The organism is Paenibacillus sp. FSL H3-0457, assembly GCF_037981725.1.
GTDB classification, from domain to species: Bacteria; Bacillota; Bacilli; order Paenibacillales; family Paenibacillaceae; genus Paenibacillus; species Paenibacillus amylolyticus.
Genome location: NZ_CP150283.1, coordinates 3,299,464 through 3,323,199, shown reverse-complemented (window position 1 = coordinate 3,323,199; position 23,736 = coordinate 3,299,464). Strand labels below are relative to the sequence as shown.

21 protein-coding genes are annotated in these 23,736 nt (G+C 44.2%); 5 read left to right on the top strand and 16 right to left on the bottom strand.

The genetic code is table 11. From position 1 onward, the window contains the following. Nucleotides 1-226 precede the first annotated feature (226 nt). Nucleotides 227-2,332 carry a serine hydrolase domain-containing protein gene (locus MHH25_RS14830; protein ID WP_340020362.1) on the bottom strand — a complete coding sequence of 702 codons (2,106 nt, stop codon included), beginning with the start codon at nt 2,330-2,332 and terminating at the stop codon, nt 227-229. 285 nt (nt 2,333-2,617) lie between these two features. Between MHH25_RS14830 and MHH25_RS14825 the strand changes: the two genes are divergently transcribed. Together MHH25_RS14825 and MHH25_RS14820 are read left to right on the top strand one after the other, a co-directional pair. After that, on the top strand, nt 2,618-4,048 hold the full coding sequence (locus tag MHH25_RS14825) for a PLP-dependent aminotransferase family protein (protein WP_340020361.1): 1,431 nt from the start codon (nt 2,618-2,620) through the stop codon (nt 4,046-4,048). A 45-nt stretch (nt 4,049-4,093) separates the two neighbouring features. Continuing rightward, the gene (locus tag MHH25_RS14820; protein ID WP_340020360.1) at nt 4,094-4,714 is read left to right on the top strand and encodes an SDR family oxidoreductase; all 621 of its coding nucleotides are present in this window, start codon (nt 4,094-4,096) and stop codon (nt 4,712-4,714) included. A 96-nt stretch (nt 4,715-4,810) separates the two neighbouring features. On the opposite strand, the gene glyA is transcribed toward MHH25_RS14820, so the two are convergent. The 10 genes from glyA to MHH25_RS14770 all read right to left on the bottom strand — a co-directional run bounded on the left by glyA (nt 4,811) and on the right by MHH25_RS14770 (nt 14,769). Continuing rightward, nucleotides 4,811-6,055 carry a serine hydroxymethyltransferase gene (glyA, locus tag MHH25_RS14815; RefSeq protein ID WP_340020359.1) on the bottom strand — a complete coding sequence of 415 codons (1,245 nt, stop codon included), beginning with the start codon at nt 6,053-6,055 and terminating at the stop codon, nt 4,811-4,813. Nucleotides 6,056-6,080: 25 nt separating this feature from the next. Continuing rightward, the gene (locus tag MHH25_RS14810; RefSeq protein WP_340020358.1) at nt 6,081-7,286 is read right to left on the bottom strand and encodes a benzoate/H(+) symporter BenE family transporter; all 1,206 of its coding nucleotides are present in this window, start codon (nt 7,284-7,286) and stop codon (nt 6,081-6,083) included. 19 nt (nt 7,287-7,305) lie between these two features. After that, entirely contained in the window at nt 7,306-8,049 is a 744-nt protein-coding gene (locus MHH25_RS14805) for a YggS family pyridoxal phosphate-dependent enzyme (RefSeq protein WP_076212076.1), read from the bottom strand. A gap of 324 nt (nt 8,050-8,373) precedes the next feature. Beyond that, nucleotides 8,374-9,306 (bottom strand): ribose ABC transporter substrate-binding protein RbsB, encoded by a 933-nt coding sequence (gene rbsB, locus MHH25_RS14800; protein WP_340020357.1) that lies wholly within the window; start codon nt 9,304-9,306, stop codon nt 8,374-8,376. Between the two features lie 14 nt (nt 9,307-9,320). Then, nucleotides 9,321-10,292, bottom strand: coding sequence for a ribose ABC transporter permease (gene rbsC / locus MHH25_RS14795; RefSeq protein ID WP_076331134.1), 972 nt, complete (start codon nt 10,290-10,292; stop codon nt 9,321-9,323). Between the two features lies 1 nt (nt 10,293). After that, complete coding sequence (locus MHH25_RS14790; RefSeq protein ID WP_036615975.1) at nt 10,294-11,775, bottom strand: sugar ABC transporter ATP-binding protein; 1,482 nt, start codon at nt 11,773-11,775, stop codon at nt 10,294-10,296. Between the two features lie 14 nt (nt 11,776-11,789). Next, nucleotides 11,790-12,191, bottom strand: a complete 402-nt coding sequence (rbsD, locus tag MHH25_RS14785) for a D-ribose pyranase (RefSeq protein ID WP_101313743.1) — start codon at nt 12,189-12,191, stop codon at nt 11,790-11,792. Then, nucleotides 12,191-13,069, bottom strand: a complete 879-nt coding sequence (gene rbsK / locus MHH25_RS14780) for a ribokinase (protein ID WP_036615980.1) — start codon at nt 13,067-13,069, stop codon at nt 12,191-12,193. Before rbsK ends, rbsD begins: the two co-directional genes overlap by 1 nt. Continuing rightward, the gene (locus tag MHH25_RS14775) at nt 13,062-14,051 is read right to left on the bottom strand and encodes a LacI family DNA-binding transcriptional regulator (protein ID WP_036615983.1); all 990 of its coding nucleotides are present in this window, start codon (nt 14,049-14,051) and stop codon (nt 13,062-13,064) included. The genes rbsK and MHH25_RS14775 overlap by 8 nt, the downstream gene beginning before the upstream one ends. Before the next feature lie 310 nt (nt 14,052-14,361). Next, nucleotides 14,362-14,769 (bottom strand): cupin domain-containing protein, encoded by a 408-nt coding sequence (locus MHH25_RS14770; protein ID WP_340020356.1) that lies wholly within the window; start codon nt 14,767-14,769, stop codon nt 14,362-14,364. Between the two features lie 200 nt (nt 14,770-14,969). On the opposite strand from MHH25_RS14770, the gene MHH25_RS14765 reads away from it, so the two are divergent. Both MHH25_RS14765 and MHH25_RS14760 read left to right on the top strand, forming a co-directional pair. Beyond that, nucleotides 14,970-15,530, top strand: a complete 561-nt coding sequence (locus MHH25_RS14765; RefSeq protein WP_340020355.1) for a TetR/AcrR family transcriptional regulator — start codon at nt 14,970-14,972, stop codon at nt 15,528-15,530. A gap of 159 nt (nt 15,531-15,689) precedes the next feature. After that, nucleotides 15,690-16,658, top strand: coding sequence for a DMT family transporter (locus MHH25_RS14760; RefSeq protein ID WP_340020354.1), 969 nt, complete (start codon nt 15,690-15,692; stop codon nt 16,656-16,658). A gap of 101 nt (nt 16,659-16,759) precedes the next feature. Here the strand turns inward: MHH25_RS14760 and MHH25_RS14755 are convergent, their stop codons facing one another. From MHH25_RS14755 to MHH25_RS14745, 3 genes are all read right to left on the bottom strand, one after another. Continuing rightward, nucleotides 16,760-17,902 (bottom strand): DUF4309 domain-containing protein, encoded by a 1,143-nt coding sequence (locus tag MHH25_RS14755; protein WP_340020353.1) that lies wholly within the window; start codon nt 17,900-17,902, stop codon nt 16,760-16,762. A gap of 296 nt (nt 17,903-18,198) precedes the next feature. Continuing rightward, a complete protein-coding gene (locus MHH25_RS14750) occupies nt 18,199-19,332 on the bottom strand; it encodes a serine hydrolase domain-containing protein (protein WP_340020352.1) in 1,134 nt (377 codons plus the stop codon). Between the two features lie 257 nt (nt 19,333-19,589). Beyond that, nucleotides 19,590-20,444: an aldo/keto reductase gene (locus tag MHH25_RS14745; protein WP_036615995.1), complete on the bottom strand. Its 855-nt coding sequence runs from the start codon at nt 20,442-20,444 to the stop codon at nt 19,590-19,592. A 148-nt stretch (nt 20,445-20,592) separates the two neighbouring features. On the opposite strand from MHH25_RS14745, the gene MHH25_RS14740 reads away from it, so the two are divergent. Further along, nucleotides 20,593-21,000 (top strand): MerR family transcriptional regulator, encoded by a 408-nt coding sequence (locus tag MHH25_RS14740; RefSeq protein WP_036615998.1) that lies wholly within the window; start codon nt 20,593-20,595, stop codon nt 20,998-21,000. 106 nt (nt 21,001-21,106) lie between these two features. Here the strand turns inward: MHH25_RS14740 and MHH25_RS14735 are convergent, their stop codons facing one another. Next, nucleotides 21,107-21,697 (bottom strand): nitroreductase, encoded by a 591-nt coding sequence (locus MHH25_RS14735; RefSeq protein ID WP_340020351.1) that lies wholly within the window; start codon nt 21,695-21,697, stop codon nt 21,107-21,109. A gap of 31 nt (nt 21,698-21,728) precedes the next feature. After that, entirely contained in the window at nt 21,729-23,699 is a 1,971-nt protein-coding gene (locus tag MHH25_RS14730) for an AraC family transcriptional regulator (protein ID WP_340020350.1), read from the bottom strand. Between the last annotated feature and the right edge of the window lie 37 nt (nt 23,700-23,736).

Here is a 23,736-nt window from a genome sequence, read left to right as displayed (position 1 = left end):
CAATCAATGCTTTGCCTTTCCACTTGCAACATTTTCCTCCATCATTTTTTTCCAACCAGTAAAAGTCCTTTTAATACTTACCCTTTAAGTAAGCTTCGCGAAACCCAATATTACATTGTGAATCTGAAAAAAGGTACATTTACTTTAAAACGTATTATTTAAAATTTAAAACTCAAAAAAAGCCGCGATTTCCGCGACTTTTTATTGTACAGTTTTTTATAATCTATTAATTTGCTCTCGTTGTCAATACAATCTCGAACTTCGAACCAGCTTCACCCGCGAATACAATAGTTCCGTTCTCAGGCAACACAATTTCGTTTTGTCCACTGACCACTGTATGATTAATGCCTATGCCAGCTTGGTTATATACAGCAAATGCGCTGTTTGCAGACATCTTGACCTTCATTTCTTTACCTGCAGCTGATGCTGGAATCGAATACCATGTGGCATGACCATTCGCCTGAATCGTTGTCTTCGATTGTTTTCCTGCATAGATCGGTTTGATGACGTCTTGAGCAGCATAAACGTTGCCTCCAGCTGTAACATATTCCACGCCATTTTCCTCATAGAAATTAAACTCCATCGTGTCACGGCCCGCTAATCCAGGAATTTGCAATTGGTTCACAGCTTGGTTAGCTCCAACGATTTTATTCGTGTAGACATAACCCGGCAGCTCATTAAAAGTATGAATGGGAATCATCGGCATCGCTGCGTTGTACAGTGTTGATGTGTATTTTTCATTGACCAAGACGTAGGCTTTGCCTTCCCGTTTCTGCCATGCGGCCTTTACTTCTGCAGACAATTCATTGGTTTCAAGTTTTTCTGCCTTATATTCAGAGGAAGCAACTTGTCCAAGTCCAGGAACAGACTGATACGAGCGAGACCACAAATATGTGTTCCCATTGACTTCCTGAACGAACTTCAGCTTTTCCGTAGCCGCATCATTAACAAATGAGCCATCAGCGGTGTACGTATAGGTCTGATCAGGACTGTTAGGAGACGACAGATTAGATAACGTTAATTGCCCATCATCTTTTACGTCCATCTTCATTAACATGTTTGCCCCACCCGCGTACATGCCTGTGTGCTGTGTAAGTTCCTTCGGCATGGTTGTTTTCATCGGTGCATCATGTGACTTCTCCGGCTTACGCTCAGGAATGATATTCTTCTCCTCAAGCGCGCCAAGCAACAGCTCAGTTGCCAGCAATTGATCCGTTGAGCTATGACCACCGGAAGAGGTTACGGCAGCAGCCATATTATACTCCGGAAGTACAATCAATGAGGAATGATAGGTTATTGTATTGCCGCCTTTGCTTACTGCCTGGATGCCGTAATCATTAAAAGGAAACAGGTTCACGCTGTCCCAGCCCAGGCCGTAACCAATGGACGAATCGCCTTCTTCTGGCCACATGCCTCTCTTGTATTCTTCTTGCTCCATGGCCTCTACGGATTCCTCCGAAAGAACACCTTCAACCTCACCTGTAAAGATTTTCGAGAACTGAACCAGATCTTCAGCGGTGGAATAGATGCCTCCCGAGGCAATCATATTTGTAGTCTCTAATGGAAGTTGCTCCTCATGCGAAGGGGCATATGTTGCTGCCATCTGGCTAAAGTCCACAATATCCTGCGGTGTTTTGGTATGCTCCATACCAAGGGGTTCGGTTATGTACCGGTGCATGAAAGTTGTGAAGTCCATGCCACTGACACGCTCAACCAAAATTTCAGCTAATGTAAAACCGTCATTACTATACACCGAGTATGCGCCAGGATCGGCCTTCAAATGTTGCGTCGCCAATTGTTCCAGTAACGTATCATGTGCATAGGTATCATTATCTCCAAACAGTATTGCACTGTTACTTGACGTTCCGAGAAGTCCCGATGAATGATTCAGTAACATGCGTGGTGTAATCTGTTGGTAACGCTTGTCTTTCATTTTAAAGTCTGGAATATACTTCACAACAGGCTCATCAAGATCGATCTTGCCCTGGTCAACGAGCTTCATTACGGCGGTTGTGAGCATCATTTTGCTGGTTGAACCAATGCCATACATGGTATTAGAAGAAAGCGGAATGTTGTTTTTCAGATCATTTTTGCCTGCCTGACCGGAGATCACAATCTCACCCTCATCCATCAGTGCGTACTGCACACTTGTCGTAGCGTATGATTCAGTGAGTACCTTGGCCTTTGCACTTACTGCCTTTTTAGTTAGATCATACGTAGAGCTACTACCGTTACTGGTAGCGGGTGTGGCCATGGCCGACATTGGGGACATCATTGCACACACCAAAGTTATGGCGGCGATAGACGTTCGTTTCTTTCGTGTCAATCTCATCTTCTCCTGTCTAGTCTATGGATTGGGAATCTCTGTGTTTGTACTCCCGTAGTGTAACCGAAGAAGATGAACTGTCTGTGGCTTGAATATGAATCGAGTATGAACCAAGTAGGATCAACCCAAATAGGTTGGACACACGGTAAAAATCGCTTTCGTTCAGCTTTGTTTTGTTTGCAAATTAAACTTTTGCTATAATGGTATATCAGTCAATGGAGTGTCAATAACATGGCTAAGTACATGAATAAATGCAATCCATAATTCAGCATGAGTAATGGAGTTGAAGCAATGCTAAAAGTTAATCGGAATGACCAACGCCCGATCTGGCAGCAACTTTTGGATCAAGCGATCCATAATATCACAACCGGGAAATGGCAACCAGGCGAACTGCTACTCCCTTCACGTGAACTTGCTCAATTAATTGGTGTTTCACGCTCAACCATACAGATTGTGTACGAGGAATTATTCAGCCGAGGGTATACGGTAACCTCCCGACGAGCCGGGACAAGAGTTAGTGATTGGACATATGCACCTCGTTCATCAGAAGGCATCACGATGCAAGGGCCTATTCCGCCCAATCTGCCTGCACTAAACGAATCGATTGGTCATCTGCATAGTTGGTTTGGCAATAGAGACAATCGCAAAATAGAAATTGATTTTAATCCCCACGAGCCTTATCTGGATGAAAGTTTCACAAAAGCCTGGAGGCAATCCTTTTTACAAGCTTCTACTGAACCCAATCTGGATCTTTGGGCTTATGGCGATGCCAGAGGGTTATTGGCGTTAAGAGAGCAGATTCAACGTTATTTATCACTTGAACGAGGCATTCATATCGATGTTGATCAAATCTTGTTAACCTCAGGTGCACAACATAGCATTGATTTAATTGCCCAGGCACTCTTAAGTGAGGGTGACACAGTTTCCGTAGAAGATCCCGGCTTCCCTGCTGCTTGGATGGCGATGAAATACCGCCGGATGCAAGTCGATCCCGTTCCAGTTGATGAGTATGGATTATGTGTAGATCATATTCACCCACAGACAAAACTCGTATTTGTCACACCTTCTCATCAATGCGCCGTTGGTGTTATTATGTCGGAGCCACGCAGGCAACAATTGATGCACTTGGTAGCTCATCATCGATATTGGATTGTTGAGGATGACTACGATAGCGAATTTAGGTACCGTGGAGATCCACTTCCAACTATATTTAGTCAGCAACCTCAGAATACGCTTTATATGATGAGTTTTTCCAAAATGGTTGCACCTGGCATTCGACTATCCGCTATCATCGGCCCCAAAATAGCCATCGATCGCCTTACCCAAGTTCATGAATTAACCTATCGTCATCTGCCGATTATGGAACAATTAACGCTAACTCATTTTATTGAGCGTGGTCATTTTATGCGCCATATGAGAAGAGTTCGGAACATATATCGACGCAGACACGAAGTCATGACCAAAGCCATTGTTGCTTCTGGGCTAGGCTCACGATTTACATTAAGTGGTGTGGAAACGGGATTACATATGCTTCTAGAATCTGAAACGTCATTTGACGAAGAAGCGCTGACAAATGCTGCCCTTGATCAAGGTGTACGCGTGTATCCGCTTAGTAGATATTGCTTGGAGAGTCATCGAAAAGGATGGATATTAGGTTTTGCGAAAGTGAATGAGGAGCAGATTGAGGAAGGCATACATCGGCTTGCAAAGATTGTATTATGATGGAGAACATGCTCTCCAATCGGATTCGAAAGGATGTTTTTTGTAATGAAAATTTTAGTGTTAGGAGCCACCGGACGGGTTGGAAGTCATTTCGTCTCTAATGCCCTACGTTCCAATCATCATGTAACTGCACTGGTTAGAAGCCCGGAAAAGGTACAAATCAGTGATGACAATTTCGTTCTACATCAAGGAAACGCTTTAGTCAAAGAGGATATTCATCACGCCATACAGGGTGTGGATCTCGTTGTTAGTTCCTTAAGTACCGATGGAACAACTACATTATCGCAATCCATGGGACATATTGTTGAGGCTATGGCTCAGGAGCGTATCAAAAGAATCATTACCGTTGGTACAGCAGGAATATTGGAAAGTCGAACGGATCCTGGCTTGCTTCGTTTTCAATCCCCTGAGTCCAAACGTAAGTCCACGCGAGCAGCTGAAGAGCATCTGGAGATGTACAACATTCTCAAGGCTTCAGAGTTAGAATGGACAATCGTGTGTCCTACCTACTTATTTGATGGAGAATCTCTTGGTAAGTACCGGGTTGAGCGCGACTATTTGCCTGACGGTGGAACTTCTATATCTGTAATCGATACTGCGGAGTTTGCTTATCAGCAATTAATGTCTGATGAGTATGTACAGTCTCGTGTAGGTATAGCCTACTAGGGCTGTCTTAAGTTTCAATATAAACAAGCACATTACGAGCCTGCAATTGTTATCCATTAGGAACAATTGCAGGCTCTATTTGTGTCTGCTGTTGAGCTATTTAAGCCCTTCATATAGAGGAAATTGCGAAGTGATTTCACGGACACTACCTAATATTTGATTTTTCACATCCGAGTTCTTTGGATTTTTAAAAGCAAGCCCTATCAGCTGAGCAATTTCTTTCATTTCCCTGGCTCCAAGCCCTCTTGAAGTCATAGCCGGAGTTCCAAAACGAATACCGCTTGTAACCAAAGGACTTGCCGTATCGTGAGGAATTGCATTTTTATTCGCCGTAATCCCTACTTCATCCAGTAAAGCTTCGGCTTCTTTGCCTGTAAGGCCCATAGTTCGTAAGTCAACCAACACGATATGATTATCTGTTCCTCCCGATACAAGGGTAAGTCCTTCATTCATTAAAGTTTCTGCCAATACGTTGGAGTTATTCAGAACACCTTCAATATATGTTGTGAACTCGGTTTGCAATGCCTCGCCTAATGCCACCGCTTTCCCCGCGATAACGTGCATGAATGGCCCGCCCTGAGTCCCCGGGAATACAGCTTTGTCGATCGCCTTTGCCCAGGACTCCCGGCACAAAATGGCTCCCCCTCGTGGTCCTCGTAAGGTCTTGTGTGTGGTGGTTGAAACAAAATGGGCATGTGGTACCGGGTTAGGATGCAAACCTGCCGCAACAATTCCTGCTATATGCGCCATATCTACAAAGAAAAGAGCTCCCACTTCGGCGGCAATCTGGGCAAATAATTCAAACTCAATGGTCCGCGGGTATGCACTTCCACCTGCAACAATCATGCGTGGACGATACTTATAAGCAAGTTTACGTACTTCGTCAAAGTCAATGCGGCCCGTCTGTGCATCGACACCATATGAAACAAAATTGTAAAACCTACCTGAAAAATTAACAGTACTTCCGTGTGTTAGATGACCACCCTGGGATAGATTCATGCCAAGTATTGTGTCCCCAATCTCAACCGAGGCAAAATATACTGCCATGTTGGCCTGAGAACCGGAGTGAGGCTGCACATTCGTATGTTCAGCGCCAAAAAGTGCTTTAAGGCGGCTATTTGCTATCTCTTCGACTGTATCGACATGCTCACACCCGCCATAATATCTTCTGCCCGGATACCCCTCCGCATATTTATTGGTCAATACCGAACCTGTTGCTTCCATCACAGCTTGACTTACAAAATTCTCTGATGCAATCAGTTCTATCTTATCCCGCTGCCTTCCAAGCTCTTGCTGGACAGCCATTCCTATTACTTTATCTTGCTTCTCCAAATGTTTCATGAACATCTTCCTCTCCATATTACGGTTATTTATTCGTTCCAAGTTGTTTTTTGGGAAATTTACTATTCATCAGTAGATGTGCCATCATTCCTGCAAACAGTCCCCAAAATGCACCACCCACACCAAGCAAAGTCACATTCGCTGCTGTCGCCAAAAACGTAATCAATGCAGTTTCACGTCCCTTAGGGTCCGTTAATGCATTGGCAAGACTGCCACCGATCGTTCCAAGTAAGGCTAATCCCGCTAATGTTGCAATAAAGGTAGCAGGAAGAATCAAAAACAGAGCAGCCAATGTTACGCCAAAAATGCCGACAAAAATATAAAAAACACCACAAGCAATACCTGCAATATAACGTTTGGTTGAATCCTCATGTGCATCCTTTCCTGTACAAATCGCTGCTGTAATAGCTGCCACATTAAAAGCATGTGATCCGAATGGGGCTGCAAGAAGCGAACCCAAACCTGTTACAGCTAAAATAGGATTGGCACTTGTCTTGAATCCATCATTACGCAGAACAAGCATTCCGGGCATATACTGCCCTGTCAAGGTAATAATGAACAGCGGTAGCGCAACGCCAAGTAAGGCGTTTAACGAAAACGCTGGAACAACAAATACAGGCGATGCTACAGCCAATTGGATTGTACTGAAGTCTGTTTTCCCCATGCATATCAAATAAATCAAACCTATTGCCAATATGCCAACAATGGCGTAACGGGAAGTAAACCTTCTTAGCACGATATAGCCTGCAAACAGTACAATCACAAGCAAAGGATCTACCTTCGCCCCTCCAAAGGCCGAAATACCAAACTGTAGTAAAATACCGGCTAACAATCCGGAAGCGATGCCTGGGGGAATAAGTCGAACGAAACGTTCAAACATGCCTGACAAACCTAAAATAATAAATCCGACTGCTGAAATCATGTAAGCGCCAATAGCTTCTGGATAAGGGGTTACCGCTAATGCTGAAACGAGAAACGCAACACCCGGTGTAGACCAGGCTGTAATAATCGGTTCCTTATATCGATAACTGAGCCAAATTCCCGTTACGCCTACCCCAATCGAGATGGACCAAATCCAGGAAGTGGTCATTTCCGGGCTTAAACCAGCCACTTTTGCAGCTTGAAAAACAAGGATAAACGTACCCCCGTAATTAACAATTACGGATATTAAAGCGGCGATCACCGGAGATATCAAATCACGGCCGCGTAACGAAGGGGATGCTGTCTTCATATTTAACACTACCTCTCACTTAATCATCGATGCGTGTGTTTTCATTCCAGTAATACTCGTCCGGTAAATAGCGTTGACCAAATACACTTGTCCCTACACGAATCATTGTAGCTCCTTCTTCGATGGCGACTTGGAAGTCACCAGACATACCCATCGATAAAATATCCATTTCTACGCGTGGAATATTTTTCTCTTTAATCTGTGTACGGATCTGGTTTAACAATCGAAAACAATGTCGTGTTTCTTCGTTTGTCGCATTCAGTTTTCCAATGGTCATTAAACCTTTCACGTTTAATGTCTCGAATTGAGACAACTGTTCTACAAGCTCAACGGCTGTTTCTGGAGAGGCACCAAATTTACTTTCTTCGTAGGACGTATTAATTTGCACAAGAATGTCTAAGGTCTTATTCTCTTTGAGAAGCTGGTTATGTAACGCTTGACCCAGTTTCAGACGATCTACGGAATGGATGAGAGTAACATATTTAACTACGTCCTTTACTTTATTTGTTTGCAGATGTCCGATAAAATGCCATTCCACCTGCTTGCTTTGTTCCATGAGTGGGAATTTGTCTCGGAGTTCTTGAGCTTTGTTCTCTCCAAACAGGACCTCACCTGCTTGAATAGCTATTTGTAATTTCTCTAGCGGTACCGTTTTGGTTGCGAGCAACAACTTGATGTCCTCTATGTTGCGACCTGAAGCCTGGCAGGCCAATGCCATTTGCTGTCTTACAGCTTGAAGATTTTCTTCTACTAGATGTTTCATGTAAGCCACCTTCTTTCTATTCCGAACAGGAATGAATCAATGAGATTAGCTCCTCCTTATGTATTGTGAAGACTGTGTGGAACGTCATGCTAGTATAGCAACGCATGGATTGGATATACATATCCAAAAATGCTATTCTGGAACAGTCCAAAACGACAAAGTAGACATTAATTCAATTGGGGTTCCTTTAATATGCTTTTATAAAGTCAATAATCTGATTGATGTGATGCCCGCACGCTTCTTCCAAAATGAAAAAAGCCGCTAAATTAGCGGCTTGGTTTAGTTCTATGTTCATGTCCAAGAAGATACATGTTTTATGATGATTTACTCATTCACATTTTCCTTCGTTACCAGCTTCAATTCAGCGGGAATCGATGACTCCACCTGCTTGCCACTGAGCACATCCAGAGCTGCTTGCAACGCCAGTTGGCCAATCAGTACAGGCTGCTGAGCAACTGTTGCCGTCAATTTCCCATCCTTAATGGATTTGATTGCATCATCATTGCCGTCGAATCCGATGACCGGAATGTCTTTACCTGAGCTTTGAATCGCTTCAATCGCACCAAGTGCCATCTCATCATTATGGGCAAATACCGCCTGCACGTCAGGATTACCCTGAAGCAGGTTCTCCATGACATTCAATCCTTTGGACCGATCGAAATCAGCAGATTGTTTGGAAACCACATCGAGTTGCTTGTCGGCCACTTCATGGAAACCTTTCCCCCGTTCTCTTGTTGCCGAAGCACCAGGCACACCTTCAAGTTCAATGACTTTTGCTCCCTCACCCAGTTGTTCCACAAAATATTCAGCTGCCATGCGTCCACCTTTAACGTTATCAGATGCCACTAGTGCCGCCACTTCGCCTTTATCTGCGGAGCGATCCAGCGTGATCACAGGAATGCCCACACTATTAGCGGATTGAACCGCTGTGGAGATCGCTGCAGAGTCCGCGGGGTTAATCAGAAGTGCACTAACACCTTGCTGAATGAGATCATCCACATCATTGGTTTGTTTCGCCGAATCGTTCTGCGCATCCACCACGATGACCTGTATTCCCTGTTTTTTGGCTTCAGCCATTACCCCGTCCTTCAGTGATACAAAGAATGGATTGTTTAGTGTAGATATCGACAAACCTATTTTCTTCTGTCCGTTACTTTTGTTTGGGTTAGGTTTCGCCCATTCCGGTGGCTCCAGAGAGCACCCGGCCAGAACGATGATCATCAGCATACTTATGAGTGTTACAGTCCACTTTTTCATATTCGCTTCTCTCCTTATGCTGTTTTCTTGCGGTCCAGCAGGACAGCAATGGCAATGACGATACCTTTTACAACCATTTGATAAAATGAGTTTACTTCAAGCAAGTTCAATCCATTATTCAACACGCCGATAATCAGAACACCGATCAGTGTACCAACGATGCGTCCGCGTCCTCCAGCAAGACTTGTACCACCCAATACAACTGCTGCGATTGCATCCAGCTCGTAGGATGTACCTGCCGTTGGTTGCGCTGAATTCAAACGCGATGTCAGAATTGCACCTGCCAGAGCAGCGAGCATACCTGTCAGGGAGTAGATCATAATTTTCACGCGATTAACTTTGATACCCGAGATAATGGAAGCTTTCTCATTACCGCCGATGGCGTACGTTTTACGACCAAAAGCCGTTTTATGCAAAACAATCCACAGAATCATGAAGGTAATCAGCATCGTGATTGCAGGTACCGGAATGCCCAGCAGGTAACCGCGGCCAAACAGTTGGAACAACAGGTTATCCCCGAGCCCTGTAATTGGATTACCATTGGTGTACACCAATGTCAGTCCTCTGAATATCGTCATGGTTGCCAATGTAGCGATAAACGGAGCCATTCTGCCTTTGGTAATCATTAGTCCGTTCACCATACCCATGACACCACCGAGTGCTACACCAATAATGATGGACAAGATCGGATCGAGACCAGACAACATCATATTTGCTACAAAAGCACTGGATAAAGCCAGGATTGAGCCGACCGACAGATCAATTCCACCCGTCAGGATAACAAACGTCATACCAAAAGCAATCAGCGCATTAATCGAGACTTGACGCAATAAATTCAAGATATTGAGCGGTTCCAAGAAACTTGGATTCAACACCGATACGATGAGAATAAGAATGATTAAGCCAAGCAGCGGTCCCAATTTTTGTATCACGTTTGAGAAACGGAATCCGCTTTTAGCCGTTTTGTTTTCCTGCATTGTTGTCATATCACTGTCCCCCTGTGGCCAATGTCATAATGTGTTCTTGTGTTGCTACTTCCCTTGCAACCTCGCCACTGATGTGTCCCTCATGCACAACCGCGATCCGGTCGCTCATGCCAAGCACTTCAGGCAGCTCCGACGATACCATGATGATTGCAACGCCGCGGTCAGTCAGTTCATTCATCAATTCATAGATTTCGCGCTTCGCCCCGACATCCACTCCGCGGGTAGGTTCATCCAGGATAAGTACGCTTGGTCCGATACCAACCCATTTCGCGATAACCACCTTCTGCTGGTTACCCCCGGATAGATTCCTTGCCGCCGTCTCGGAGGATTGCGTTTTGATCTGTAGACGTTTGATCAGTGTATCTACGAAGTCTTGTTCTTTTGAAGTTGAGATGAAACCTTTGCTTGAGAAACTGAACAGATTTGGCAACGCCATATTCTCGCGAATAGAGAAGTCTAATACCAGCCCCTCATCCTTGCGGTCTTCTGTAATAAACCCGATTCCATGTTTCACTGCATCTGCCGGTTTACGAATGTTCGCTTTTTTGCCGCGGATGAAGATTTCACCGCTATCCAACGTATCCAAACCAAAGATGGTTCTCATGATCTCTGTTCGTCCAGAACCCATGAGTCCAGAGAAACCGAGTATTTCCCCCGCTCTCACGGTGAAGTTAATATTCTCGAATAGACCTTTGCTGCTTGCATTCCTTACTTCGAGGACAACTTCACCATAAGAAGGATTCCGGACAGGATAACGCTCGGTTAGTTCACGACCTACCATTTTCCGCACCACTTCATCAAAGCTTGTCTGCGGAATAGCTTGTGTGTCTACCGTTCTTCCGTCACGCATGATGGTAATCCGGTCACAGATCGTGAATATCTCCTCCATTCGGTGAGAAATATAGACGATGGATACGCCTTCCTTCTTCAGCGAGCTGATTACACCAAACAGCTTCTGGATCTCACGCTCCGTAAGTGCTGCTGTTGGCTCATCCATAATGATGACCTTGGCATCTGTCATTAGCGCTTTGGCAATCTCGATCATCTGTTGCTGCCCGACAGAGCACTCTCCCGCAGGACGTTCCAGTGGTATGTCTACGGAAAGCTTGGCGAACTGTTCTTTGGCAAGCGCTTTCATTTGTCTTGTATTGAGCAATCCGAACGATGATGTCAGTTCCTTACCAATAAAGAGATTATCCAGCACCGTCATTTCAGGCCATACATTCAGCTCCTGATGTATGAATGTGAGACCCAGTTTCTCGGCTTCCTTCGGACTTGCAAAATAGTTTTCTTCTCCGTCTATGGTAATGGTTCCCTGATCACGCTGATGAAGACCAATCAGAATATTCATCAGTGTGGATTTGCCGGCTCCATTCTCCCCCATCAGGGCATGAACTTCACCATCCTTTAGTTCAAAATCCACTCCGCTCAGCACCTGATTCGTTCCAAACGCTTTATGAATGTCTTGCATCTGAATGTGCATTACGCAACCTCCTTTTAACCGAAATGGACTCCCGATTGTAAAATGCAATTGGCATAGGGTGTGGCTTCACCTGTGCGGATGACCGCTTTCACCTGCCGAGTTAATGCTTTGAATTGTTCATGGCTGACGGAAGCATCAATTGCTTCTACCCCGAATTTCTCTGTGATGAATTGCATAGCTACGGGATTGCCTTCGCAAATCTCTTCAGCCACAATGACTTTCTCAATGACCATATCTTCAGCGATCGCTTCCACCACTTCGCAAAAACTTGGTGTTCCCAGTTTAAGGGCCAGATCAATTTTGAGTACCCCGTCCGGTACCGGCAGACCTGCATCCGCAATCGCAATCATGTCCGTATGGCCCAGATCAGACAAAATCTTGGAAATGTGACTATTCAACATGCCATTTCTTTTCATTACAAGCTCTCCTCTACTTCATCACGCGTCGGCATGCCGCCCTGCGCTCCGAACTTGGTGACGGACAACGATGCAGCCCGATTGGCGAAGCGTATACTCTCTTGCAACGCTTTTCCTTCAGCCAAAGCAACTGCAAATGCGGCGTTGAACGTATCCCCTGCCCCCGTAGTATCAACAGCCTCAACTTTATAAGTTGGGACTAGAATTTCGTCAGTGCCATCAAAGTACCGTACACCTTTACTGCCCTCCGTGATGAACAACTTGTTTGGATACTGACGTAATGCCTGTGCCGGACTCATGCCCTGAAACAAAATCTCGGCTTCATGCTCGTTCGGTGTGATATATGCAGCGTTGTCGATCACTTCTTGCGGCAATGTTCTCGCCGGTGCGGGATTAAGCAGCAGCGGTGTTCCGAATTCTGCACACAATGCACTCACATGCACAACCGTTTCCTCCGGAATTTCCTGCTGAATTAATACGATATCTGCATCGCGGATCACTTCAGCTGCTTCATCGACATATGCAGGAGTGACTTCCCGATTCGCCGCTTCAACCACTACGATACTATTATCACCTTCTGCCAGAATGATATGAGCCGTACCACTTTCTAAATGTGTAACCGGTTTCACATTTTGCGTATTTACAGCATTTGCTCTAAAGTTCTCTACAATATCTTTGCCAAAAGCATCGTCGCCTACCCGGCCGATCATCGCAACCTCGGCACCCAGTCGTGCAGCGGCAACAGCCTGATTGGCTCCTTTGCCACCAGGAACCGTTTTGAAGCTATCGCCAAGAACGGTTTCACCCGCCCCCGGCCGTCTTGACGAAGTAACAACCAGATCCATTGAACTGCTTCCAATTACACATATTTTAGCCATCTGATCTCACCTTTCTCGTAGTGCCCCGTTCGATGAAACTCACGGGCAACTGTATGTTTTTATTCTCTATTGCAGCTTGTTCCACAAGCTGGATAAGTAATCCCGCCGCTTCTCTTCCCATCTCGTATGCTGGCTGACGGATGGTGGACAATGCCGGCGATAACAGGCTGCTCATCGGAATATCATCGAAACCAATCACTTGTACGTCATCAGGAACCTTTCTCCCGATTCGTGATGCCTCATGCAGTACTGCCATGGCTGCGATGTCATTGCTGGCAATGACCCCGTCTGTGTCCGCATACTTCCTGAATAATTCTTCAGCCCATACACCTGCCTCGTTAATTGAAAATGAGGTCGTCTGGATTACCCGGTAGTCTAACCCAGCATCACGGATGATTTCAATCGCCCCTTCAAAACGATCCTGAGCGGGTCTGATCTGTGACGGTCCCTGCATAACTGTGATCCGGCGACTGCCGCGTTTGATAATCTCCCTTGCCGCTAGTCTTCCACCTTCCCTGCCATCCGCATACACGGATGGACGATCCAGTGAAGTTCTGTCCAGAAACACCACGGGAATCTTCAGTTTTTCATATATTGAAGAATGAGGGTAGTTCGTTGAAGAGATCACACCGACCACGTTGTTCTGGATAAACGTCTGGATGTAATCCTGCTCCTTCCGTTCATCCTCATCACTATTTCCAAATATCAGTCTGTAATCCTGCTCCTGCATCCGGTCCTCTACGCCGCGGGCCAACTGCGGGAAGTAAGGGTTCGTAATATCCGGCAACAACAGGCCAATCAGTTTGGATTTACGCTTATATAATGAGCGAGCCACTTCATTTGGCGAAAAGTTAAGCGCCTTCACAGCATCTTCCACTTTTTTGCGTGTGTCCGCATGAACATAACCTCTATCATTAATGACCCTGGATACGGTGGCTACAGATACGCCAGCCAGTTGAGCTACGTCTTTAATTGTTGTCATAAGTTGCTCTCCTCTATGTGTAACCGGTTACAGACATTAAATTATCATATTATTTTCAATTTGACAAGCGTTTTCATTCTGGAAATTTCTCCAAGTATACATAAAGTGCACTGGAATTCATCTATATCATGGCTTCTTCCTGCAAGTGAGGACGATACTTCATAGACGCAAAGAGGCCATCACTCGATTAAACTCAGAGTGATGGCACCCAGATCAACATAAGAATCAGCAATCTCCTGAACTTAATTAGCCTTTAATTTAACAAATTAAACAGTAACATTTTCGAATAAATCAATTCATAGCGTTTATTTTATAACTCCCCATAAACTTCATCTGTAACAGGTTCCAACCATTCCGGTGTACCTGCAGTGATCGCAATGTGTTCAAACCAACTATCTTTGGCGGCCCCATGCCAGTGTTTCACACCATCATGAGTCACAATAACATCGCCGACTTTGAGGAATTGAGCAGGTTTTCCTTCTTCCTGATACCAACCTTCCCCACCAGTCACTAACAACAGCTGAAATCCACCGCGATGGATATGCCAGTTATTTCTGCATCCCGGTTCAAACGTAACATTCCCAACACCCACATTCACTTTGGGATCAGCAACCAAGGATTGGAGATAACTTTGCCCTATGAAATATTGGGAAAATGCTTCGTTTTTTTCTCCTACCGGGAATATCACTCCACCTTTAACTTCTTCATGTTTAGCCATTTCATTTCCTCCAATGTGATCTTATTGATTAATGCTTCCTGCTCCTATGTTGACCTAAATATGATTACACACATACGTGCGATATCGCACATTTGTGTATAATATAAAATAATTGCACTGCCTCTGCAAGGATCAAATGAACCCGATCTGTGCCTTATGGCGCAAAGGAACAACATTTGTGCAATTACTCTCTGGAAAGAATGGTGATTACTATCGTTTCTGTCACAGATCGAAGAACACTTAAGTCTCAGGAAGCGATCAAATCCGCTTTTATCAAACTCATGAACGAGAAACCTTTTGATACCATTACGATGCAAGATATCTCTGATCATGCAAATGTCGGCCGCAGAACGATATACCATCACTATTCGGACAAATTTGACTTGCTGGATAAATTAATTGAAGAACATATCGATGAACTACGAAGATTGTGCAAAGAAGCATCCGATCTGGATTTTATAGAAAGCAATGTACTTTGGTTCGAATATTTTGAAGTTCACTATTCATTTTTCTCGGCTATGTTACTGAGTAAAGGAGCCCCTTTTTTCCGCAATCGCTTCCTGGCTCTTGTCATTGAAGAACTAGAAGATGAGGTGAATGTGACGGAGGGGAAAAATAAAGGACTAACAAAAGAAGTGATTCTCACGTTCTTTGGTACAGCAATCGTGGGTATCGTGGAATCCTATTTCACGAATGGATTACCCCGGCAACCTCATATTGTCGCAGAACAAGTAGGGATTTTACTAGAAAGGAATCTATAACAAGACTCCTCATGAACCGTTCCTTCTTGATATTCTTATCAACTGAGGAGCGGTTTATTAATTATCATTACAAAGATTAGCGATATGTGATATGGTCAGTGAGGATATTAATAGATTCATACATACATATGTACATGAAATGTGAGGAGAAGATCGAAAGTGATAGAGAGAAATACCCTTGAGAAACCGAGTAAATTTAGTGATCCCATTTTTGTCATGCTCGTGGCAAGCCTTTGTTGCTTGTTATGGGGAAGTGCGTATCCATCCATCAAACTTGGATATATCGCGTTTAACATTCTGCCAGAAGATATTGCTTCCAAGTATGTATTTGCCGGATACCGGTTTACACTGGCGGGCTTGCTGCTCTTGCTCCTGTCTCGTATCGTTAGAAAAGAGAAGCTCCAATTATCCAAGCCGCAGTGGACCAGCCTCATCATGCTAGGTATATTGCAAACGGGTTTGCAATATATGTTTTTCTACGTCGGCGTAGCCAATACAACGGGTGTCAAAGGCTCCATTATGAACGCTACTACAACCTTTTTCAGTGTTGTTCTGGCCCATTTCATCTATAAAAACGACAAATTAAGCAGAAATAAAATCGTTGGTTGCTTGCTTGGATTCGTTGGTGTAATCATCGTAAACTTCCATACGGATCTGCTTGCTTTTTCCTTTTCATTCACAGGGGAAGGATTCGTTATTATAGCGGCACTTGTTTTTTCCGTTACAGCCCTTTACGCAAAACGTCTCACCGCCACCATCGATGTTCTGATCATAACAGGTGTCAGCTTATTCGTCGGGGGACTGGTACTTACGCTGTTAGGTCTATCACTCGGGGGTCGAGTCACCCATTTCACCCTGGAATCCACCAGTAACTTAATCTACCTGGCTTTGCTGTCATCTGTCGCATTTTGTCTATGGAATATGCTTCTCAAGTACAACAAGGTCGGAAGAGTGTCTGTCTACAACTTCCTTATCCCTGTGTTTGGAGCTTTATTATCAGCGTTATTTCTGGGGGAAACGATCTTGGAGCTGAAAAATCTGGTCGCATTACTGTTCGTGTCAGTCGGCATTTATTTAGTCAATCGTGTACGTTCTGTGCAAAGCTCTAATAACACTCCAATGAAATAGACTACGCGTCCACTTCCATGGATAACAAAAAAAGCCGCTAATCAGCGGCTTTTTTTGTAAATGTGATTAAGCTATGCTTCATTTCTTTACGATGTTATACCTTAATATATATTCGTAAAGTCAATTAAGTCTTCTTCTTCCAAATAATTAAAAACTATAGTGTGCTTACCCAGCTCATATTCCATCTCATAACCACCAACAACTTCATTATAATATTCCGAGGTGGGTTTTCCCATCCATCGTTTCACATTCCATGGTGAGAGATACTGCTTTTCATTGTACAGCTGGATAACCGCAATACGTGATTTCTTGCTAAGCTCGTGCATGTATGAATCAAACCCGATGCCGAATTTAGAATAATAATAGTACGCTCCCCATTCCCCGTTTGAACGAGAATTGGGTTTCCCTAATTTTTTTTGCATTGCTTGAAGCGTCATACCAATCTTGATGTCCGTCCGGCCTGGCAACACACCCTTTAAAGCGGCTTCCTTCAGGCTTTTCAGGTAAGCGCGATCGCCAACACCCGAGTTCGGCCAAGCTTTTGAACGAAGGTTACGCGTATCTTCCAACCGCATTTCCAATTTATTCACATTCAACTTAAATGTATCGAATTCATAGACAAAATGAATATTGTTGTAATTTTTAAATTGTACTCGAGCACCTGAAAGAGTACGTATCCCACCATCCCTGATGGCGTAGAACGAGTCTCCCATTTTTTTCCCATTGTTCTCTACATACGTTACACGACGCAGTTCACCCGAACGAACTATATACGTTTTGACTTCATTCATATTTGAAGTTCCCCAATCGGTGATCATCAGCATGTCTGGTGTACTGGCCTCTTTGCTCTTCACAACAAAGTTCCAGGTTTGAGGCAAAATAATCGTACTCAGATCCAGTTTTGCTGCCTGAACAGTTCCGTATACTGCACCTTTTTTCAGCAAGGCTGCACGATACGTTCCTGAATAACTCTTGTCGCCTTTTTTATTGTTGGTCCAACCATTTTCTTCGGTCAGCGTTCTCTTCTGTTCATCATAAGCGAAAATATAAACGGTGTAAGCCGTTTGTTTGGCATCACGAAGCGTAAATGAAAGCCGGCTCATACTTTCGAGCTGTTTGGCGGAGATTTGCTCTCCTTTGGCAGCAGCATTGGGTGGTAGCAGAAGCAATGCGCTCAGAACATAGGCGATTAAGGTAAGTACGGCCAGAGAAGCCCATTTTGCATTGTGTTTAGGGTGTATCATTGTTGACTCTCCTTTGAGTAAAAAATAAAAATCTAGTAGCTCTTTTCTAATTATGAATCGTTCACAATCTCAACATTCAAACAGGTACTTGCTAGCGTGTAATCTTGATCAAACTATGTAATTAATTTAGGTTCATGTTCAATAAGCATATCCTCCTACTAGTACTATTTTCCTAAGAATGATAACATACCCTTTCTAATAAAGAAATAACAATCTAATTAATAGATTTCGTTCCATATAACATAAAAAAAGCCACTATTTAGCGGCTCTTCAAGTAACTTCGAATACGATATGATTTACAGGCAGGAATACACGACATTTCGTAAGCGTCGTTGGACGTACGGCTCCTGACTGTTCAGCAGGTGCTGTGCATACATGACTGTAAGCTCTGAATCCGGATCAATAATAGCCATACAACCAGCAGCGCCGCTCCATCCAAATTCGCCAATTGGACTCAGTGAGCCGCTTGCTGCTTTGGAGATATGTGTGCGAACACCCAGTCCATAGCCGTATCCATACATATGATCCCAGGAATAATCAGCACGAGTCATCTCGTTCAGGTGGTCCGTTCGCATCAGTTCCACTGAAGCTTGTGACAGAATGCGCACGCCTTGTGGACTCGTACCATGCCCAGTAAGCGCGTTCAGAAAACGTGCATAATCGCTAACGGTTGATAGCAACCCTGCACCGCCGCTTTCCAGCTCCGTACCCACACGGAATCCATTACCGTCCAAACGTACAGCCTTTTCAAGCTCATCATTATAAGCATACTGTGGAATCAGGCGTGTCTGCTGTTCATCGTTCAGATTAAACGCTGTATCATTCATGCCAAGGGGTCCGGTGATTTCGTCCCGCAGATACGTACCAAAGCGTTTGCCACTTACCACTTCCACCAAGGCTCCTAGCACATCATGGCACATGCTGTAATTCCAGTGTGTCCCTGGTTCAAACAGCAACGGTTCTTTCGCAAGCGCTCTCGCGAAGTCGCGTGTTGGCAATGTTCCATCGGTGCTTTTTACAGCTTCTTGAATACTTGGACAACCCACGTCATACGAGAACCCGGCAGTCATGGTGAACAAATCACGTACTGTAATGGCTCTTGTCGCCTTTTCCAGTCGGATCTCCCCGTTCGCCATCGTTTTCTTTACCGTCATCTCAGCATACTCTGGCAGATAATCAGACAAGGGATCGCTTAACAGCATTGCCCCTTTCTCCACCAGTTGCAGCCCTGCCACGCAAGTCATAATTTTGGTCATGGAGTATAGATTGAAGATCGCTCCATCACCGATAGGTGTTTTCTCTTCCAGATTGGCGTATCCATTACGATAATGGAAAACGGTATCATTTCGATGCATCACCAGCACCTCTGCCCACGGTACACGCCAGGATGTAATGCGGTCAATAAATGAAGCAAGCGGTTTAAAGTCCATTTTTTCCCGTCCTTCTATGTAAAATCGTTTATCATTTTGCGATGTGGTACATGTTCACTCCCACAATCGACATATTATTAATATACGACCTTTTACAACGATTGACTACCATCTATATTGCTTCAATGATCGTAACAGGAACAGCTGGTTAACTGAGATTCTCTTCCTGTAATACAACAAGCCAGACAGATGATCTGTCTGGCTTGTTGTAATTTCATAAGTTCGTCTACAATGAGCACGATATTGAATAAGTTGGATTACAGTCCTTTCTTGCCATAGTCAGTCAAGAATTCTACGGTTTGAGGATCATAATGTGAGAAAAAGGAGCTTGTTCCTGTATCCAGTGCTGCTACCTTTTCCATATCCTCCAAGGTCAATTCAAAATCAAATACATTGAAGTTCTCTTCCATTCTATTTTTGTTGACCGTTTTCGGAATAACAACCACTCCTCTTTGAATCAAGAAACGCAGAGCGACTTGGGCCGTCGATTTGTTGTATTTTTGACCTACTTCATGCAACGTCGCATTCGTGAATAAGTCATTTTTGCCTTCCGCAAATGGTCCCCAGGATTCAATCTGCGTATTATATTTTTTCATGATCTCATGTGCCTCTGTCTGCTGATTGAACACATGGGTTTCAACTTGATTAATTGCCGGTACGACTTCGCTGAACTGAACAAGATCGATATATCGGTCCGGATAGAAATTGCTTACTCCGATAGCTTTGATTTTCCCCGCTTTATATAACTCTTCCATAGCTCGATATGTTCCATAATAGTCATTAAACGGTTGATGGATCAGGACCAGGTCCAGATATTCCAGTTGGAGTTTCCGCAGAGATTCCTCTATGGATGCTTTGGCTTTTTCATACCCTGCATTTGAAATCCATACCTTGGTCGTGATGAAAAATTCATCTCGAGGTACTCCGCTTTTTTGAATAGCGCGGCCCACGGCTTCTTCGTTACGGTAGGCTTGTGCTGTATCAATAGAACGATACCCAACGCTGATTGCATCAAGCACACATTTCTCGCATTCTTCCTGATCAGCAATCTGGTACACACCATATCCCAAAATAGGCATCTGAACTCCGTTATTCAACGTTACATATTCCATCGAGTGACACTCCTTGTTAGTTATAATTTTTTGAGATTTACAGTCTAATAACCTTAAACTATACTTAGGGTATCACCTTCGAGTAACTCGAAGTCAATCTTTTTCTATCATTTTTCATTCCATACTTGAAGACATAAGGAGTTTCGTCATGTATAACGTCAAAGAAGTCGCCAAACTGCTCGACCTTTCCGAACATACGGTTCGTTTCTATACAGATAAAGGGCTCGTTCCAAATCTGCAACGCGACAAAAACAATAACCGTCTTTTTGACGAAGAATCCGTAAACTGGCTTACGGGTGTAAAATATCTAAAACAGTGCGGTATGTCTGTGGAACAAATTAAAGCTTATGTGGATCTCTGCCTTGAGGGGAACTCAACCATACAAAAGCGCTATGAGATCATTTTACGGCAGAAGGAAGCCGCGTTTGCTCAGTTGGAAGAAGCCCAACAACGAGTCCAATATATGATCAATAAAGCAGACCATTATCAGGATATTATTAACTTAATCATCCCAGATGATACCAATCCGGGACATTGGAACAAAATGAAAGCCTGACTGTTACGCAAAATTCAAAGATCGCCAAAAAAGCCGCTAATTTAGCGGCTTGGTGAGAAATATTCTATGAATTTTTGAACATCTGATAGTACGTTACTAATGGCAACTAATGCTGTTGCGCGTCTTCTCCTGCCACCGAGACACAGGTCAATAACTCTTCTGCTGGAGTACGAGGACGAGGCTTGGGAATCTTATCCTGATCAAAGTACCCCAGATGAAGTGTGCCAACAATTCTCTCCCCTGGTCTCACACCGGTCTTGAAGTAGAAATCAGGATCGAAATTATATTCATTTGTCTTCCACACTACGCCGATATCCTGCTCCCATGCCAGGAGTTGAATATTTTGAATAAGGGCAGCACTAGCCCCCACAGCATCTTCCCATACCCGTTGTCTCGGATCAGCCTCAATCACAACCAGCAGATGGGCTTGGATAGATTCGCAATAGTCCTTTTGCAACTTCTCTGTCCAGCGCTCCCGCTCATCTTTGGAAAACGTATGTAACACCGCATCAGCAAATTGCTTCCGACCTTCTTCTACAAATAATATGAAGCGCCATGGCTCTTTACGGGAATGAACAGGTGCCCACACGGCCGCTTCCAGCAAGTGCATGATCGTTTCTTTGGCCAGCGGTTTGCCATTGAACTGACGAATGGTTCTTCGTTCACGAATGAGCTTCTCTACGACGGACGTTTCCATATGCATTAATCCTCCTGTCTAGTTTCCTTATTTATTGGGTAAGGAAATTTACCGCTTCGTCGATAATCTTGCTCTGTCCAATGGGTCCTCCCGGACCTTGGAACCACAAGCCGTAGTCAACGATGTAGACATTGTTGTTTTTAACAGCATTCAGGCTTTTCCACACTGCTGTTTTTTGCAATTCTGTCGTTTCATTCTCGTCTGATGACAACAGGAAAATATGATCGGGATTAATCGATGGTAACGACTCCATGGAGATTACTTTCATTGAATCTGTCGGGTCAGGTATGGATACAGGAGGTGTCAGGCCTAGATCGTCGTACAGAACCTCATAGTTTCTTTTACTGTAATAACGCACTTCTTTATCGGATAAACGCAGGAACATCACGGTCTCGTCTCCGATGGATTGCTTGATTTTCTCACGGGCTTCTGCAGCTTTCTTTTCGTATTCTTCAATGACCTGTTTGGCCTGATCCGTCTTCCCTAACATATCTCCCATATGTAACAGGCTTGTCTTCATACGAATAATACCTTGCTCGTCCTGCAGCTTCTCTGCCAGCAAGGTAGGCGCAATTTTGCTGAGGCTGTCATAGGCATCACTCATGAAATCCTGACCGATAATCAGGTCTGGCTCTGCCGCCAATATGCTTTCGTAGTTGGGATCAACCTGCCAGCCCAGATTTTCTTTTCCTTGTAGTTGATCGGACAGGTAGGTAGGAAACTGATCACTCCCCTCCTCATTACTGGATGCTGCCTGGGGTACAATACCGAGTGCTAACAAATAGTCAGTTGCAGCCGGGAACAACGAAATAATATGCTGAGGATCACCTTTGATGACAGTTTCTCCCCAAGGATGTTTAACAACACGCTCCTGTACTGCTGATTCGGTGGATTGCGCGACTTCGGTGGTTGGAGCATTGTTACCGCTTGTTCCATTACTGCTTGTTGCTGAACTGCCCTGAGAAGGGGAACAGGCTGATATTAATAAAGTAAGGCTGAGCATCAAAAGCAATGCAACGGGTTTTCTCGATCTCATAGATGTAAGTGATTCTCCTTTTGAGTTGTATTGATAATAATTATCATCATCAATAGGATCATAACCGCGATGCATGGGACTGACAATGGACAATTCTGATTCTTGGATAGCATTATTCTGACCGGTTGGCAGGGCGATACATTTTTGTTTGAACCGACCTGGTGAAAGGCCAAAATGCTTTTTAAATAAACGATTAAAATAGATCACATCTGGAATGCCGATTGCCTCAGCAATCTTCTGAAGAGATGCATCTGTGTGCAACAGCAGCTCCTTGGCTTTGTACATCCGTATCCGAGTTAAATAGGTAATCAGACTGCTGCCTGTCTCTTTCTTGAACGTTCTCGACAGATGCCCTGAAATGCAATCCAGAAGTTCTGCGAGCGGATCGACCATAACGGGCAACATGTAGTTCTCTTGAAGATAACGAACGGCTTGAGCTACCAGATCGGGCTTGGCAGTCTCAATTCCTTGTGCACTTAACTGCCTCATTAATTCATTAATAAATTGATAAAATAACGTCTTCACCTGAAATTTCGAGAACGCATCCGTCCGTTCCCAATGTTGCTCTATTCTTTGGACTTTATCATATAAGTCAATGGGATAGCTTGGGGCGAAAGCATATTGCACGTGAAACGGGACATGTTGCCTGAGCAGAGCTTGATTCTCACGAGTATTGGATAACGACAAATTAGCCCGATAAAACATCAAATAAAATTCGAATGAATCCTCGCTCAGGGAGATATTCATCCATACCCCCTTGCCTCCATGTAAGACTTGCATCTGATCGATCGCGTACATCGTGTCATCAAGCGTAATCGTTGCATTGCCGCGAACTGTATATATAAAACCGCTAATTGGAAATCGATAGGCATGGATGGGTTCGCCAGCGCGCACGACGACGTGACGCACATCCCATATTTTAATTGAGGCCAGATTCCATAACTTCACATGCTCTTCTACGTGCATCTCTTCCTTCACCTTCCACAACCCATTAAGTTAGCAA